The sequence below is a fragment of the Symplocastrum torsivum genome (assembly GCF_059505465.1).
Genome location: NZ_JCACKQ010000036.1, coordinates 42,525 through 59,741 on the forward strand (window position 1 = coordinate 42,525; position 17,217 = coordinate 59,741).

Genomic DNA, 17,217 nt, shown 5'->3' on the forward strand with positions numbered 1-17,217 from the left:
AACGATTGGCAAGTTAGACACTATGAGACAAAAGCTCACGAACGAAGAAATGAAAATTCTTCTCCCCCGGCTTCCTCTGCTCCCCCTACCTATTTTCAGGCGCAGCGGGAACTAGATGATTAGTCCTTTAGTCATCTTTTTCTACTAAAAACTAATAACCAATAACGAACAACCAACAACTAACAACTCTTTAGACAGATTCAAATCTGGATAAAAAGCTGATAACTCAATTGCTGATAGCCACCGAGGACGGTCTTCTACCATGTCCAAACACTCTAAACAAATATCATTGTTTGCCGCCGCGATTCTTAGTCTCGGTTTAACAATGCCTCATCATGCCTTTGCTGGTGTGCAACCGCAGACGCGCACGAAGCAGCTAGTTGAAGGTTTATATACTGAAGATTTGGAGGCGGCGACTTACTTTCAACAAGGCGTAACACAATATACTCGCAGTGAATTCAACGCGGCAGAGCGAGCTTTTCAGAAAGCGCTGACGTCTGACCCGTTTATTCCGATGGCACGTTATTTGTTAGGGAATACGCTGTTCCAGCAGGGACAATACCAGCAAGCGGCTGAACAGTACCGACTTGCTATTGGGCTTGACCCAAATATGGCAGAAGCTCACTACAACCTGGGTTTGAGCTTGTATCGGCAGGGTAACACCGAGGAAGCGATCGTCCAGTACCAACAAGCACTCTCCCTCAATCCGACCTTGGCACCTGCTCGCTATAACCTGGGAGTAATATTTGAGTCAGAGGGGAATACACAAGCCGCGCTTAATGAGTACAGCCAAGCCGTTAGCGCAGACCCCAACTTTGATGTCGCTCAGTATAATTTGGGACTGCTTTTGGCAAAACAAGGTCAGAGTGAACCTGCCATTACAGCATTTCAACAAGCCGTGGAGAGCAATCCAAAATTAGTTGAAGCTCAATACCAGTTAGGTCTATTGCTATTTCAGCAAAACCGCTTGGAAGAAGCTGAAGTAGCGATGCAAGCTGCAACCGAGATTGACCCGAAATCGGCTCAGTCGCAGTACCAATTAGGTTTAATCTTAGCCCAACAAGGTGAGACGGCAGCAGCAGGCGCTCGTTTTCAGGAGGTAACGCGCCTGGAACCTAACAACGTTGAGGCTTACCAACGTGTAGGAGCGGCTTTGACCCAAATGGGTAAGTACGAGGACGCTGTAACCGCTCTACGAACCGCTACCCAACTTGAGCCAGGTAACGCTCTAACACACTACAACATTGGGGTAGCACTACAACGAGCTGAAAGGTACCCAGAAGCGATCGCAGCATATCAGGAAGCAATCCGTCTCGACCCCAGGTTGTCAGAGGCGTACTATAGCTTAGGTGTATCACTAGATCAAGCTCAACGGCGAGAGGAAGCGATTTCCTATCTGATGGAAGCCAGAAATCTGTTTAGTCAGGAAGGTAACTTACAAAGAAGCAGTGAGGTTGACCAATATGTTCGGCAACTCGCGCCAACCCAAGCGGCACCTGCGACAACGCCAACAACTCCCTCAAGAAGTCAACTGCGGCAACCGTCTACAGCACCCACGACAACGCCAACAACTCCCTCAAGAAATCAACTAAGGCAACCGTCTACAGCACCCACGACAACACCGACAACTCCCTTGAGAAGCCAGCCAATGCAACCCTCTACAGGACAGCCTAATAGGCTACCTGATATATCCCCCTTCCTTGCCCCTAGCCAGAAAAGTCCATCAAATCGGTAAGCGATCAATATCTCGGTTGCAGCCAATCACAACCATCACCATACCTTTGTGTAAACGCTTGTTTGGGTCGGGGTTAATCTCAAACTTGTCATCTTGACCGATTGCTAGGAGATTCAAGCCATAACGAGAGCGGAGTTGAAGTTCTGTAACCGTTTTGCCATGAAATTCTTCTGGCACCAAGATTTCCACAATACTGTTGTTGGGGTCAAGGTCAAAACGTTCTAGGATTGCGGGTCTTGTAAGCGATCGCGCCAAGGCACAACCTGCCTCATTTTCTGGATACACAACATGATCAGCACCCACTCGCTGCAACAGCTTCCCGTGGACTTCTGAAGAGGCTTTGGCAACAACGTTAGGGACACCCGATTCCTTCACATTTAACGTAGTAATAATGCTTTCTTGTAAATAGTTGCCAATTGCAATGATGACTGTATCAAATTCAAAAATCCCAGCTTCTTTCAGCGCCCCTGGTTGTGTCGAGTCCAACTGCACAGCATGGGCAACAATTTGGTCAGTCAAGGATTGAGAGACTCGCTTTTCATCAACATCAATCCCAAGCACTTCATACCCCTGACGGTGCAACGTTGAGCAAACAGCTCGACCAAAACGCCCTAAACCGATAACTGCAAACTGCTGATTGTCTCGACGTAGACTGCGAAAAAATCCAAAATTAGACAGATTCACACACTTTATACCTTTGTTCTAAATAGGTGTAATTAGGCACCCAACGAACCTTGAGCCACTAAACTTAATCCAGACTATACTGAATTTGCTTTCCTTTGAGGATAGACCTTAGGGCCTATCAATCGGTTCGAGTACTTTGTCTATACCGAAATTTAGCAGACTATCCTACCAATACATTCTCCTCTGGATAGTGAATTGCGCTAGGTCGAGGGTCTCCGAGGAGAGCTGCCATTAGTAGTAAGACACCAACTCGTCCAACATACATTGTCACAATTAAAACTAGCTTTGCCCAAGCTGAGACGCTAGCTGTAATACCAGTGGACAAACCCACAGTAGCAAAGGCTGATACAACTTCAAATAAGAGTTGAATAAAATCAAACTTTGGCTCTGTCAGGGAAATTAAAGCGAGTGAAATAATTACTGTTGTTACTGAACCAACCAGAACACCAATTGCTTTCAAAATTAACGACAGGGGGACTTGACGCTGATACAGTTCAACTTCTTCTTTCCCTTGCAAAATTGCCTTCGTACAAGAGAATAAAATTCGCAATGTTGTTGTTTTTATTCCACCCCCAGTACCCCCAGGACTGGCTCCGATAAACATAAGACCAATAGTAAGAAATAGACCCGTCGTCGTCACTTTACTAAAATCAATCGTATTAAATCCTGCGGTTCTAGTAGTAACAGATTGAAACCAAGCTGCCATGAGCTTATTTCCCAAACTCATGGAACCGAAAGTTCCTGGATTGTTGAGTTCAGTTAAGAAGAAGGCAACAGTGCCAAAAGCTAAAAGAAAGAGTGTCGTACTGATAGATACTTTAAAGTTTAGAGAAAATACGATTCGTCGTGATTTATTCAGAAGGCGATCGCGTAACCACAAAAACAGTTCAAAAATCACCCGATAACCAATACCTCCAAAAATAATTAACGCTGTAACAACCAAGTTTAATAATATTGATGATTGATAGCTTATAAAATTATCTCTCAATAGACCAAAACCTGCATTATTCCAAGAATTGATGCTATGAAAGATAGCAAACCATAATCCACGTTGCCACCCAAAATCTGGAACAAAAACAGGTAGAAGTAGAAAAACTCCCGTAATTTCAAAAAGTAGTGTAGTTGCTACAATCGAGCGGATTATTAGCGTACTGCCCTGTAAACCGGGTCGATCCAAATCTTGTTGAATCGCTATCTTATGCCTTAAGTCAAACCGACGCCCCACGAGTAGGATAAGAAAGGTTGTTGTTGTCATATAGCCCAACCCGCCAATCTGAACAAGAGCAGCAATCAGAAACTGACCCCAGAAAGAAAAATAGCTTCCAGGGTCTACAACCGATAAACCCGTGACACAGACAGCAGAAGTCGCTGTGAACAAAGCCACCAGTGGGGGAATCCACGTCCCAGTACTAGCGGAAAAAGGCATCATCAGTAAAAGTGTCCCGACAGTAATCAGCGCAAGGAATCCCAGGCAAACAGTTCGCGAGATGGTCATGGATGGATGTGGATAAGGGCAACGATAGGATTAAACAGCGATTTTAGATTACTTTGAGTGGAATCTTAGGAGTCAAGGATGACATCAACGATACAGAGTCAAATTCAACAATTTTATGACGCTTCTTCCGGTTTGTGGGAACAGGTTTGGGGCGAACACATGCATCACGGCTACTACGGTGCAACTGGCAACGAGAAGAAAGACCGCCGACAGGCACAAATTGACCTGATTGAAGAACTGCTGAAGTGGGCCCAGGTAAGGCAAGCTGAGCAAATTATCGATGTCGGCTGTGGCATTGGCGGTAGTTCTCTATACTTGGCAGAGAAGTTTAATGCTCATGCGACAGGGATTACGTTAAGCCCAGTGCAAGCATCGAGAGCAACTGAACGAGCAGAAGAAGCTGGGTTGGCAGCAGCCGTTCAATTTCAGGTTGCCGATGCCCTAGATATGCCTTTCGCCGATGAGACGTTTGATTTTGTCTGGTCGATGGAAAGTGGTGAACACATGCCCGACAAGGAGAAATTTTTGGCAGAGTGCTATCGGGTACTTAAACCAGGCGGGACATTTCTCATGGCAACCTGGTGTCATCGCCCGATAACGCCAGCAACAGGACAACTAACGATAGATGAACAGCAGCACTTAGCGGAAATTTACCGAGTTTACTGCTTACCTTATGTAATTTCGCTACCGGAGTATGAAGCAATTGCACATCGTCTCCCCTTCCAAAACATCCGTACTGCTGATTGGTCTGATGCCGTTGCACCATTTTGGGATATCGTGATTGATTCCACCTTTGAGCCTCAAGCCATTTTCGGCTTGCTCCAAAGCGGTTGGAGTACAATTCAGGCTGCCCTTTCGCTCGGTTTAATGAGTCGAGGCTATCGTCGCGGGTTGATTCGGTTTGGGTTGCTGTGTGCAAATAAGTGATATGTATCGGTACATATTGATGTGTACCAATGGCTTACTGATTGACTCTCCAGATTGGATAATCGTTGTTTTTGTGAAATCTAAAATCTGTGTCAACGCTGCTGCGCTAGCATAGATCGCTTATTCAGGAGAAAACGACCTTGCCCGATTCGATTATCCACGCTCAGCCTTCCCTGGAATTTATTCCACCAGCTTTTAATCCCTTAGTTTTACGAGTCGCTCAACAGGTATCGCCTAGCTGGATGCGATCGCAAACTTCAATCGGCAAAATTGAAGCAAAGAACGTCGAAGCTTTAGTCGATCTGTATCGCCAGTTTCAGGATAATAAAATCCGCTTCCTGCTTGCCTTTCGCCATCCCAGCGTTGATGACCCCTTCTGCATGACTCATTTGCTTTGGCGGCTGGTGCCACAAGTCGCTAGAGAACAGGGTATATCGTTACAGCGCCCAATTCATGCCCATTTTATCTATGACCGAGGGATTCCTCTGTGGGCAGGTTCTTATATCGGTTGGCTCTATTCTCGCTTGGGTGGCACTCCCATCCATCGGGGTAAGGCAGATTGGACAGGTTTGCGAAAGGCACGCGATTTGTTTGCCAATAGTCAGTTTCCAATGGCAGCCGCGCCAGAAGGGGCTGTTAATGGTCACAGTGAGATTATCAGCGCTTTAGAGCCAGGTATTGCTCAATTAGGCTTTTGGTGTGCTGAAGATTTGCTGAAGGCGGGACGCTCTGAGCAAGTATTGATTGTGCCAGTGGGGATTCAATATAGTTATGTTGATGCTCCTTGGAATGCTGTCGAAAAGCTTTTGAGTGAATTGGAAGCGGCGAGTGGTTTATCAGAAGCCGAGTTAAAGGTAGAAAGTGCAAACCTACCCACTCACCTTTCACCAACTCAAACCGCTCTTTATCAACGGCTGTATCGTTTGGGCGAACATTTACTGTCATTAATGGAGGAGTTTTACACTCGGTTTTATCATCAAATCCCAACCAGGAAAGGCAATACTTTACCTACCAGTCCTAACGAAGCTCTAGCAGTTCGTCTTCAAGCTCTAGAGAACACGGCGCTACAGGTTGCAGAGGCGTATTTTAACTTGCCATCAAAAGGCAGTGTGATAGATCGTTGTCGTCGTTTAGAGCAAGCTGGCTGGAATTACATCTATCGGGAAGAACTGAAGAATGTAAAAGCGCTTTCTCCTCTAGAACGCGGATTGGCGAATCGAGTAGCGGAGGAAGCAAACCTACGGATGTGGCACATGCGACTGGTAGAAACGTTTGTTTCAGTAACAGGACAGTATGTTATTGAAAAACCAACAGTAGAGCGGTTTGCAGAGACAACCTTGCTGTTGTGGGATATGGTGACTCGGATTAAGGGAAGCAATCCCTTCCATCGCCCTCGCTTGGGTAAGCAACAAGTGCAACTAACTATAGGAGAGCCTCTATCAGTTTCAGACCGTTACCCTGCCTATCATGCGAGTCGCAACGGGGCGAGACTAGCTGTTGCTGAGCTTACGAAAGACCTTCAACACGCTCTGGAGGGTTTGATTGTATCAGGAGTGGATTGAAAGAAGATGCGATCGCACTAATTCAGACAAAGCATTTTCTTCTCCCCTGCACGAATCTAGATTTGGATTGTTTGCCCAAGAATTAAGCATTATCAGGCTTTCGTAGGAGATATTAGGGGTAGGTGAAAGGCAAATCCATCAATGCTCAAATGACCAACTTGGCAAAACTTGAATGGAAGAAATACCTCTATGAGTAGCCTCCTATCAGAACGCCCTAAAGAAGCGGAAGCGCTTCCTAACCCTGAAAAGCTCCTGACAATTAAACCCGACAGCAACGACACCTTTTTTAACCGAGGCAATGCACTTTTTAAACTAGGACACTTAGAACAAGCGATCACTAGCTACGACCAAGCCCTTGAAATTGAACCGGATTACTACGAAGCTTGGTACAACCGGGGCATGGCACTGTTGTGCTTAAAATGCTTTAGAGAGGCGCTCGCTAGTTTCGAGAAAACCTTGCAACTAAAACAGGATAATCATGAAGTCTGGCTCATTCAGGGAATTGTGCTGTGGACATTGGGACACTTAGATGAAGCACTTGCTTGCTTTGATCGAGCAACGCAAGTCAAACAGAACTTTCCTGAAGCTTGGATCTACCGGGGTGCTGCTCTATGGAACTTAGAACGCTTAGAAGAAGCAGTCGCAAGCTACGACAAAGCCATCCTCATTAAACAAAACTTCACCGAAGCTTGGTACAACCGTGGTATTACGCTGTTCTACTTAAAGCGTTATGAGGAGGCGATTACTAGCTTCAATCAAGCTATACAAATTAAATCGGACTTACCCGAAGCCTGGAACCTCAGAGGCGTAGCACTGTCAAATCTAAGACGCTATGAAGAGGCTATCGCTAGCTACAACAAAGCCATAGAATTCAAGTCGAACTTTCCCCAAGCTTGGTACGATAGGGGCATTGCATTGGATGACTTAGGGCGCTTAAAGGAAGCAGTTGCTAGCTACGACAAAGCTATAAAATTCAAACCAGACTACTACGAAGCCTGGTACAACCGAGGGATTGTGCTTGGGAAGTTGGGACGTTTAAATGAAGCGATTGCTAGCTACGACAGAGTCATACAGTTTAAACCCGATGCCCACGAACCCTGGAACAATCGGGGCAATTTACTGAGAAGATTGGGACGATTAGAGGAAGCGCTCATTAGCTTCGACAAAGCTTTGGAAATTGAACCTAACCTTCAGCAAGCCTGGTACAACAAAGCTAGTTGTTATGCTCTGCAAGGCAATGTTGAGCAGGCTATTGAAAACTTGCAAGAAGCCATCAATCTTGATCCCGATCAATGGCGAAATTTGGCAAAAACTGAATTAGATTTTGACAGCATTCGAGACGATAAGCGATTCCAGGCTTTAATTCAGGATGAACGCGAAGGGGAAGAAGGAGAAATAGACGAGCGCGAATTGCTCCAAGCATCAGCAAGTAATCCACTATTTGATTACCTAAAAGACACTGAAGAAGATATCTACAACTCAACCGATTCACTACAACTCACAATCAACTACCCAGCCGCGCTGCCTGAAGCTCTACAACAAACACGAGAACAGTTTGAACAAGAAGCTCGCATGGCAATGGCAGTCAAGCTGTTTGAGATGAAACGTATATCTTCAGGAATAGCAGCTCAATTAGTCGGTACGGATAGAGTGTCTTTCCTGCTGAATTTACATAGTTATGGTGCAGCCATGATTGACCTTGAAGAAGAGGAACTTTTATCCGACCTAGAGAATGCCTGAGACTGAAAGAATTGTGATTGATACTGCACCGCTCATTTCTCTTGTAGCTGCTCTAGGTGATTTAAAAGTTCTACAATCTCTTTACTCTCAAGTGCTAGTTCCTTTTGAGGTCTGCCAGGAGATACTTGCAGGTGGTTCCAGTGGATTTGCAGTAGCAGAATTTGAGACTGCCGATTGGTTGCAAAGATGGTCGAATCCTCTAGAGATTTCTCCTTCTTTGCTTATTCCTTCGCTGGATAGAGGTGAAGCATCTGTAATTCAACTAGCTATTAATGAAAAGGTTCAAACCGTTTGCATTGATGAGACAGTTGGCAGACGTGTTGCTAAATCGAATGGTCTCTTAGTTACAGGTTCGATCGCCATTTTGCTGCGTGCCAAGAAGGAAGGAGGCTCTTTCTCTATGCAAGAAGCCATCCAGAGGATGAGGAACCGACGCATCCGCCTGAGTGAAAAACTTGTCAATTTTGCCCTTAGCCAAGCGGGTGAGAGTGATAGATCTTTAATATAGTCATATCTTTAATTCCATAAAAGACCCAGAATGAAGACATCTACACCCTAGCTAACGGCAAATCATTCAATGACCAAAGGTAAAATTTTTCTAGCGCCTTTTCCCTATGATGATTTATCAGTTAATAAACTGCGTCCAGCGGCTTGCTTGACTAATCCTATAGGAGCGCGTCGTCATATTATATTGGCTTATATTACTAGTCCAATTCCCGCTAAATTACTGGAAACAGACATCCTGTTAGATACTAACCTTTCCGATTTTGCCGCTACAGGATTGCAACAGCCTTCTGCTATCAGGCTGCATCAACTGGTGACAGTCTCTGCACTAATAGTCCAGCGTGAATTAGGAGAACTCTCAGTAGATATACAAACTCACATAGCTGAGAAGTTGTGCAAGCTGCTAACTGAGTGATGTAGGCCTAAGTTAGTTTAGGTTTCGGTATTTGTCTGATTTTGGGCATGTCCTGGTAGACTCAACGCGATCGCACTTGTCCACAGAGAACCTGAATTTCCGAGAACTTCCTCAACTGAAAACCCTAGACCTCGTCCGTGTTCTCGTCTATATCACTTGCCATGTGGTCTGTAAAACCTTTGCTAGAAGGGGCAATGGATTTACTCCTCATAAGAAAATACAGAGCAAAATACAACCTAAGCCACTCAATTTTGTTGGTTTGCGTTTCGACATCAACAATTGATTGCTGAACCCCATTTATTAAATCTCGGATTTTCTCCAGCTCATGCGGGTTTTGGTCTGCCTGCTCAATTGTGTTGGTTTGTGTTTCGACATCAACAATTGATTGCTGAACCCTATTTATTAAATCTCGAATTTTGTCCAACTCATACGGGTTTTCGTCTGTTCGCTTCTCAGTCATGGTTGCAGTAGTTATTTATCCCTCTGCAAATTTAGTAAACGCGCCTAATTCTCGTATATATCGCTTGAATGAAGATGTCTTAAGAGTAGTTGTTGTCGATTACACATTGGACGTGATCGCAATCACTGCCAACTACTTCGGTCGCTTAACTCCCTAAAAGACGAGTCGCTTAGGACAAACGATGCTAGCGCACCATCTCTTTTGCTAGTTCCTGAGCTTCTTGTGTAATAGAAGCCGCTTCCTGGACATCAAGAATCGTAAGGGACTGGTGCAGGAAGACATTTGTCAGCTTCAATTTGAGTCCTCGTCTTTCTATCCCAATCATCGTAAGGCTTTCAGGCTTAACACCGGAAACTTGCCCAAACTCAGGGGTTAGATCTTCCCCGAAAAATTAGTAAAATTATGCATTTTAGACGCACAGCAGCTTATCATCGGGTTTAAACTGCATTTAGCGATAAATTTGCGGTGTTAGAGGTGTAAAAGAGACAACAAGCAAGTTAGCCTTATAAAAATTTATGGAGTTAGGGCGCATCTTAAGCTAGCTGTTATGTGTGAATTGTGTCTCAACATCAATAATTTCACTGAGTAATCTAAGCGACAGCCAATGCCTTAGAACTTCATTGTTAATTCTGTAGCCACGAGAGTCAGCCATCCATGTCTCAGGACGTTATCACAAACAAAAGGGCAAGTCAGCCACTGAATGCTCCCGCTTCTATCCAACCTTGGTCGGCAGATTCCGAAGCCGATAAGTTAATGGATGAGTTATTTTCGGATATCGACCGGATTTTGGAGGGGGGAAGCAAGTTACCAACGGAACCAGTTAAGCCGGAATATGTCTCCTTAAAATCACTTGTGATTCCGCAAATCACGATGCCACCAGCAGTAATGTCTCCTCAGGAATTGGTACAACAGCCAAGTCTTGATGATTCAATTGATACGGCATCACTAGCCCAACTAGACACAGATGTTGCTAGCCCCCCCGTTGTTCAGAGTAAGCGGTGGAATTGGTCTGTTGAAAAAGTCCTACTGGCAGTCGGTGTCGCTTCACTTGTTGTGATGGCAATTATGCTGCTGAGCAATAAGACCAAGCTTGCTTTGCCGGGATGGCTGAATTTTGCGGGTTCACCTTCCGCCGAGAATGGTCAGATTTCGGACACGGATTCCCAGTTTATTAGCTACATGCAGCGATCGCTTGAGGTAATTGACCGTAAGACTGGAGCTAACCAAAAGCCAGCAACAGCATCGAGTACGGCACCGAGTACTGCAACGGCGGCTAACCTACCCCCCGTTCCTACGGCTGGCAATCGTACTCTTGCTCAGAACCAAGCCCCAACTGTCCTTGAACGAGTCTACATCCCCGTTTATCCACCATCAACTCCTGCGGCACCCTCAGCCCCATCGGTTGCAGCTAGACCATCAATTTCACCAGTAGCCCGACCATCAGTCCAACTCCCTCCACCACCAGTCAGGTCATCAGTTCCACTACCTCCACCCGTCACCAGACCATCAGCCGCAAGACCCCCAGCCGCAAAACCATCAGCCGCAAGACCGCCAGCACCCGCCAGTCCTCAGGCTGCGGCACCGTCTCCAAGGAGGTTGCCAGCGCCCCCCTCGGTCGCCGTCCCAACTTCACCGACTGTGCAATCCCCTGCACCTGTGGCAAACCATACTCTTGTAGGGTTACTGGAACTTGGCGATCAATCTGCTGCCTTATTTGACGTTAGTGGTGTCACTCAACGTATTACTGTGGGAGAAGCGATCGGTGCTAGTGGCTGGATTTTAGTCTCGGTAGCGAACCAGGAAGCTGTGATTCGACGCAATGGCGAAGTTCGTTCTGTTTATGTGGGACAGAAGTTCTAAAAGACGATAACAATCTAAATAGCACTAACAAAGGTGCCATAAGATTATGGGCAGCTTTTTCCGGCAACTGAGTTGTTACGACCTTTGGCTTAGTGTCAGCCTTTGCCTTCTGGCTACTGCCAGCACAGCTAGGGGGCAAATCATACCAGATGGAACGCTGCCGCGTAATTCTCTTGTCACCTCTAATGGCAACACCTTTGTGATCGAAGACGGTACGCAAGTTGGTAGCCATCTATTTCATAGCTTCCAGGAGTTTTCTGTCCCCACAGGCTTAAACGCTTTTTTCAACAACGCTTTGGATGTTCAGAATATCCTCAGCCGCGTTACCGGGGGAAATACCTCCAATATCGACGGTTTGATTGGCGCTAACGGCACGGCTAACCTGTTTTTCATCAACCCCAACGGGATTATCTTTGGTCAAAATGCTCAATTAAATATTGGTGGCTCGTTTATTGCCTCAACAGCCAGTAGCATTCAGTTTGCATCAGACAGTGAGTTTAGTGCCATAAATCCCCAGGCGCCACCACTGCTTACAATTAATCTTCCAATCGGATTGCAGTTTGGTTCAAATCCTGCCCCTATTATTAATCAATCTGTCGCTGATAGTGTACTAACGGCAACTCCCCGTGTTGGACTGGAAAATTCCGGTAGAACCTTAGCACTAGTCGGTGGCGATTTGACCTTAGATGGGGGCAATCTGACCGCTTCCGGTGGGCAGATTGAACTAGGTAGCGTTGCGAGTTCTGGATTCGTTAGCCTCACTCCTATCAACATTGGCTTTACCTTGGGTTATCAAGGTATTCAAGACTTTGGCAACATTGAGTTAACGGGTGCAGCCGTCAATGTGACGGGTTTAGGCAGTGGCACAATCAGGGTGCGAGGAGAAGACGTTACTCTCCTTGAGGGTTCAAAGCTAGTTGCTGAAACCTTTGGCGATTTTGACGGTGGGGGTATTGACATCCAAGCAACTCAATTCAGCCTCCAAGATAGAGCTTTTGTCTCCACTTCTACCTTTGGTTCTGGTGCCGGGGGAACTCTCAGTATCCACGCTGATATTGTAAAACTCACGGGAACAACTCCTTTAGAAACCTCACGACAGTTATTAGAGGGAACCTTTAACCCATTTAACCTTAGCAACGGCTTGTATAGCTTGAGTGTTCGTAGTGGTGCAACGGGAGACTTAATAAGTGGTGCAGCGGGAGACTTAATAATTGACGCAAGCCAGTTAATTATGCAAAACGGTGCAAATATCTTAACTACAGCATTTGCTGATGGTCGGGGAGGAAATTTAACTCTAAACATTTCCGAGTTGGCAGAACTTGCTAATGGTTCTCTCTTACTCACCGGGACGGCTGGCGACGGAGATTCAGGTGATTTAGCAATTACCGCTAATCAGTTGAGGGTTTTGGACGGCACAGCCATTAGCACGACGACTAGTGGTGTAAGCACTGGTAGTGGGGGAAAGCTTACTGTACTTGCTGAGTTTGTCGAATTGAGAGGACCTCCAGCGTTCTCACCTGTTCCTGGCGGTTTATTTACCGCAACACTTGGTGATGGAGATGCGGGGGATTTAACAATTACAACGACAGGTCAACTGATTGTTGCCGATGGCGCACAAATCTCCTCGTCTTCTGCTGGTAGTGGGCGTGGAGGAAAGCTTACTGTAGCTGCCGATTCCATCGCGCTTAGTGGCATCTCCGCCGATGGTCGGTTTCTGAGTGGTTTGCTCACCTCTTCCTCACTGTTGACTGTTTCAGGACAGAGAGGAACTGCTTCAGCCGGGAATTTATCTGTTACAACGAGACAGTTGAGTGTTCAAAACGGTGCTCAGATCTCAGCGGCAACGGGTAGTGATGGGGCAGCCGGAAATCTGACAATCAATGCGTCCGAGTCAGTGGAAGTAACTGGGTTTGCCACTGGCGTTGATCCTTCAGTGGAAAAAGTTTCCTTTGGAATTATCGGTGATGGCATTGTACCTAGCGCCATTGAAGCGAATACCAGTGGTGCAGGAATGGCAGGTGATTTGACAATTGATACCTCTGTATTAGCCGTTCGGAATGGGGCGGAAATTGGAGTCAGAAGCACAAGTTCAGGGGCAGCAGGCAATCTGACAGTAACGGCTGACTCAATTGTGCTAAGTGAGCAAGGAACAATAAGCGCTGTCAATGTTTCTGGCAACGGTGGCAACATTCAACTCAATGCTCAAGCAATCCAACTTAATGATGGAACAATTACCGCTACCAGCCTCCTCGGTGAGGGAGGTAATATCACTCTGCAAGTGCAAGACGATTTAGTTTTGCGTAACCAAAGTGAAATTTCTACGAGGGCGGGTACGGAAGATACGGGCGGCGGAAATGGTGGCAATATTACGATCAACGCCGAATTGATCGTTGCTATCCCCAGAGAAAATAGTGATATTACCGCCAATGCCTTTAACGGGAGTGGTGGTAACATCAACATCACAGCCCAAGGTATCTTTGGTCTTGAGAGACGTGACCAACTGACTCCACTGAGTGACATTACAGCCAGTTCAAAACTGGGGGTAGATGGAGTTGTGGAACTTACTCAACTGAGTGTTGACCCCTCACAGGGATTAGTTGAGTTACCAGAAAATGTTGTTGATAATAGTTCGCGCATCGTCGCTGGCTGTCCAGCGAATGAAGGGAACTCTTTTGCTATAACCGGACGAGGTGGCTTACCCGAAAATCCGACTGGAACGCTTAGAGGTCGGACAGTTTGGCAAGATTTACGTTTCGCCAATAGCACCACAGGTGCAGGGGAGCAAGAGAAAATCCCGAAATCCCAGCCATCCGAACAAAACCAACAACCAACACCCCTTACTGAGGCAAAAGGTTGGCTGATTAATGATACTGGTCAAGTAGAATTAGTCGCTTTGACATCTGATGTGACTTCTCAACAGCCTTGGGATCATCCAGCTAATTGCTCAAAATAAGGTTGATCAGATGAAAAGGGTTAACAAATTTGTTCAGCGCAAGGGCGAGTCTATTATCAGACTTCAGGCTTCACACTGGATAGTGTTCTTTCTCACCCTTTTCTTTGTAACAACAGTCTTGCCTGTAGCCGCGCAGTATTCTTCCTCTCAATCGAGCTTGCTACTTTTATCTGAACAACCGAAATCCCGCCTTTTGGTAGGAACAGAAATTCCTCGTCTAATACCAATTGGGTTAAACAATAGTACATTTCATACCCCCTCAACTCCCCTTCTTAAGGGGGGAGTAGTTCAAGAAAACGCTCTTGTTAAGGGGGCAGCCGTTCAAGAAAACCTGTCAAACTTAGACCAAATTGGTATAAAGTCTCAAGTGGATGCCTCAAGCCAACTTGCACAAGGTAGAACCCTCTACGAGGCAGGACAATTTGCCCAGGCGGCTACTTTGTGGCAACAAGCGGCTCAACGTTATGAGGCGCAAAATGATTACCTCAACCAAGCCTTGAGCCTCAGTTATCTGGCCTTAGCCTATCAAGACTTAGGGCAATGGCAAGCCGCAGAAACAGCGATTAATCAAAGTCTAGAACGGCTCAACAACTTAGAACTTAGAACTCAAAATTCAAAACTGATCTTTGCTCATACTCTAAATACTCAAGGCAGTCTTCAACTGGCTAGGGGACAAGCCCAAGCGGCTCTCGATACCTGGAAACAAGCACAAGCAGCCTACACTGATGGTGGAGATGACATTGGCAGATTCGGCAGCCAGATTAACCAAGCTCAAGCTTTGCAAACGTTAGGACTGTACCGACGCGCACAAACGACTCTAGAGCAGGTGAATAAAGATCTGCAAGCTTATCCTGATTCCCTCCTCAAGGCGACTGGGTTGCGTAGCTTAGGGGTTGCGTTACAGGTTGTGGGAGATTTGCAGAAGTCCCAGGAAGTCTTAGAGCAAAGCTTGGCAATAATCCAGCGCCTTGACTCTTCCCTCGATACCAGTGAAACCTTTTTTAGTCTGGGTAATACTGCCAGAGACTTAGAAGATTACACGACGGCTCTTGCCTTGTACACTAAGGCAGCAACCAATGCAACTAGCCCAATTACTAAACTCGAAGCTCAACTCAATCAACTAAGCTTAAATCTACAACTCAAACAGTGGGATGCGGCTCAAGCCTTATTGCCTCAAATCCAGTCTCAACTACCTGATTTGCCTGTCAGTCATGATGCTGTCTACGCTCAAGTTAATTTAGCTGAAAGCTTGATGAAATGGTCAGTCGTTAATGGTAACCCACAAAACACAAATGATATTGCGAAGCTTTTAGCCACAGCCACACAACAGGCAAGAATGCTGGAAGACCCAAGAGCAGAGTCTTATGCCTTTGGTCAGTTGGGACAGCTTTACAAACAAACACAGCAGTGGGAGGAGGCTCAAAACCTTACTCAGCAAGCTCTACAAATTGCTCAATCTATTAATGCTTCCGATACTGCCTATCGCTGGCAGTGGCAACTGGGTCAGATTCTCAAACAGCAAGGAAAGCTAACTGAAGCGACAGCAGCTTACACGGAAGCCGTTAATTCACTCCAATTTCTTCGTAGTGACTTGGTGACTATTAATCCTAATATTCAGTTCTCCTTTCGAGAAACTGTAGAACCTGTCTATCGAGAGTTAGTTCAATTGCTGTTGCAACCTCCTCGTAATCAGGAAGAGGTCAGTCAAGAAAACCTCGATAAAGCGCGTCAAGTGATTGAATCACTTCAGCTAGCGGAATTAGACAACTTCTTCCGGCAAGCTTGTTTAAGTGCTAAGCCAGAGCAGATTGACCGAGTTGACCCAACCGCCGCTGTGATTTATCCGATTATTTTGCCTGAGCGTTTAGCGGTAATCGTATCACTGCCAGGGCAACCTCTAGGTTACTACCAAACTCAGTTACCGCAGAGTGAAGTAGAAAGCCTTCTAGAGCAGCTATTACAATCTCTCAATCCTGCGTTCTCTAATAAACAGCGTTTGCGCCTCTCCCAACAAGTTTATAACTGGCTCGTCCAACCTGCTGAAAGTAAGTTAGCGGCAAGTGGAGTTAAAACTTTAGTCTTCGTATTAGATGGCGCCTTGCGGAGTCTGCCAATGGCGGCTTTGTATGATGGACAACAGTATCTTGTAGAGAAATATAGCATTGCCCTGAGTCCCGGCTTGCAGTTGTTGGAAACGCGATCGCTAATTCGAGAACAGCTCAAAGTTTTAACGGGTGGACTCACTGAGGCTCGTCAAGGCTTTTCTCCGCTACCCGCTGTAGAGTCTGAACTCAAGCAAATTGCCTCGGAGTTGCCTTCTGAGGTACTTCTGAATCAGGAGTTTATCAAAACTAGACTAGAACAGCAGATTAATGCTTTCCCTTTTCCGATCATTCACCTTGCTACCCACGCTCAATTCAGTTCCAAGGCAGAGGACACATTTCTCCTAACCTGGGATGGTCGCGTCAATGTCAAAGAGTTGGATCAATTACTTCAAAGTAGAAACCAATCCAATACACATCCTATTGAATTACTCGTCCTCAGTGCGTGTCAGACGGCAACTGGTGACAATCGCTCGGCTTTGGGATTAGCAGGATTCGCCGTGCGTTCTGGCGCCCGCAGTACACTTGCAACCTTGTGGTCGGTACGAGACGAATCGACTGCCGAACTTATGGCTGCGTTTTACCAAGAACTAGTCCAGACTGAGGTGAGTAAAGCAGAAGCTCTCCGTCAGGCTCAGTTAGTTCTGTTACACAAACCCAATTATGAACATCCTTTTTATTGGGCACCATTTGTTCTGATCGGAAATTGGCTTTGAAAGAATATTTGGTTCTTCAGTACTTAGTATGCTAAATACATAGCGAAACAAGAAAAGAAGAGAT

The 17,217-nt window shown here is 46.0% G+C and carries 13 protein-coding genes; 10 read left to right on the forward strand and 3 right to left on the reverse strand.

All coding sequences use genetic code 11. The annotated features are described in order from the left end of the window. Positions 1–262 precede the first annotated feature (262 nt). A complete protein-coding gene (locus tag AC5JL3_RS11780) occupies positions 263–1,735 on the forward strand; it encodes a tetratricopeptide repeat protein (RefSeq protein ID WP_496074666.1) in 1,473 nt (490 codons plus the stop codon). On the opposite strand, the gene AC5JL3_RS11785 is transcribed toward AC5JL3_RS11780, so the two are convergent. Both AC5JL3_RS11785 and AC5JL3_RS11790 read right to left on the reverse strand, forming a co-directional pair. After that, a complete protein-coding gene (locus tag AC5JL3_RS11785; RefSeq protein WP_192217965.1) occupies positions 1,724–2,419 on the reverse strand; it encodes a potassium channel family protein in 696 nt (231 codons plus the stop codon). The two genes, AC5JL3_RS11780 and AC5JL3_RS11785, sit on opposite strands and share 12 nt — an antisense overlap. A gap of 160 nt (positions 2,420–2,579) precedes the next feature. After that, positions 2,580–3,914 (reverse strand): TrkH family potassium uptake protein, encoded by a 1,335-nt coding sequence (locus AC5JL3_RS11790; RefSeq protein ID WP_496074667.1) that lies wholly within the window; start codon positions 3,912–3,914, stop codon positions 2,580–2,582. Positions 3,915–3,992: 78 nt separating this feature from the next. Here AC5JL3_RS11790 and AC5JL3_RS11795 point away from each other — a divergent pair, with 78 nt between their 5' ends. The 5 genes from AC5JL3_RS11795 to AC5JL3_RS11815 all read left to right on the forward strand — a co-directional run bounded on the left by AC5JL3_RS11795 (position 3,993) and on the right by AC5JL3_RS11815 (position 9,062). Further along, complete coding sequence (locus AC5JL3_RS11795) at positions 3,993–4,841, forward strand: methyltransferase domain-containing protein (RefSeq protein ID WP_496074668.1); 849 nt, start codon at positions 3,993–3,995, stop codon at positions 4,839–4,841. A 140-nt stretch (positions 4,842–4,981) separates the two neighbouring features. Continuing rightward, positions 4,982–6,403 carry a 1-acyl-sn-glycerol-3-phosphate acyltransferase gene (locus tag AC5JL3_RS11800; protein ID WP_496074669.1) on the forward strand — a complete coding sequence of 474 codons (1,422 nt, stop codon included), beginning with the start codon at positions 4,982–4,984 and terminating at the stop codon, positions 6,401–6,403. A gap of 189 nt (positions 6,404–6,592) precedes the next feature. Then, positions 6,593–8,143 carry a tetratricopeptide repeat protein gene (locus tag AC5JL3_RS11805; protein WP_496074670.1) on the forward strand — a complete coding sequence of 517 codons (1,551 nt, stop codon included), beginning with the start codon at positions 6,593–6,595 and terminating at the stop codon, positions 8,141–8,143. After that, positions 8,136–8,651: a PIN domain-containing protein gene (locus AC5JL3_RS11810; RefSeq protein ID WP_496074671.1), complete on the forward strand. Its 516-nt coding sequence runs from the start codon at positions 8,136–8,138 to the stop codon at positions 8,649–8,651. The genes AC5JL3_RS11805 and AC5JL3_RS11810 overlap by 8 nt, the downstream gene beginning before the upstream one ends. 69 nt (positions 8,652–8,720) lie before the next feature. Further along, the gene (locus AC5JL3_RS11815; protein WP_496074672.1) at positions 8,721–9,062 is read left to right on the forward strand and encodes a type II toxin-antitoxin system PemK/MazF family toxin; all 342 of its coding nucleotides are present in this window, start codon (positions 8,721–8,723) and stop codon (positions 9,060–9,062) included. A 124-nt stretch (positions 9,063–9,186) separates the two neighbouring features. On the opposite strand, the gene AC5JL3_RS11820 is transcribed toward AC5JL3_RS11815, so the two are convergent. Then, positions 9,187–9,522 carry a hypothetical protein gene (locus AC5JL3_RS11820; RefSeq protein WP_496074673.1) on the reverse strand — a complete coding sequence of 112 codons (336 nt, stop codon included), beginning with the start codon at positions 9,520–9,522 and terminating at the stop codon, positions 9,187–9,189. Between AC5JL3_RS11820 and AC5JL3_RS11825 the strand changes: the two genes are divergently transcribed. The 4 genes from AC5JL3_RS11825 to AC5JL3_RS11840 all read left to right on the forward strand — a co-directional run bounded on the left by AC5JL3_RS11825 (position 9,521) and on the right by AC5JL3_RS11840 (position 17,153). Further along, a complete protein-coding gene (locus tag AC5JL3_RS11825) occupies positions 9,521–9,679 on the forward strand; it encodes a hypothetical protein (protein WP_496074674.1) in 159 nt (52 codons plus the stop codon). The genes AC5JL3_RS11820 and AC5JL3_RS11825 overlap by 2 nt on opposite strands. A gap of 497 nt (positions 9,680–10,176) precedes the next feature. Continuing rightward, the gene (locus tag AC5JL3_RS11830; RefSeq protein WP_496074675.1) at positions 10,177–11,382 is read left to right on the forward strand and encodes a hypothetical protein; all 1,206 of its coding nucleotides are present in this window, start codon (positions 10,177–10,179) and stop codon (positions 11,380–11,382) included. Between the two features lie 46 nt (positions 11,383–11,428). Beyond that, positions 11,429–14,335, forward strand: coding sequence for a two-partner secretion domain-containing protein (locus AC5JL3_RS11835; protein ID WP_496074676.1), 2,907 nt, complete (start codon positions 11,429–11,431; stop codon positions 14,333–14,335). A gap of 10 nt (positions 14,336–14,345) precedes the next feature. Beyond that, a complete protein-coding gene (locus tag AC5JL3_RS11840) occupies positions 14,346–17,153 on the forward strand; it encodes a CHAT domain-containing protein (protein ID WP_496074677.1) in 2,808 nt (935 codons plus the stop codon). The last annotated feature ends 64 nt before the right edge of the window (positions 17,154–17,217 follow it).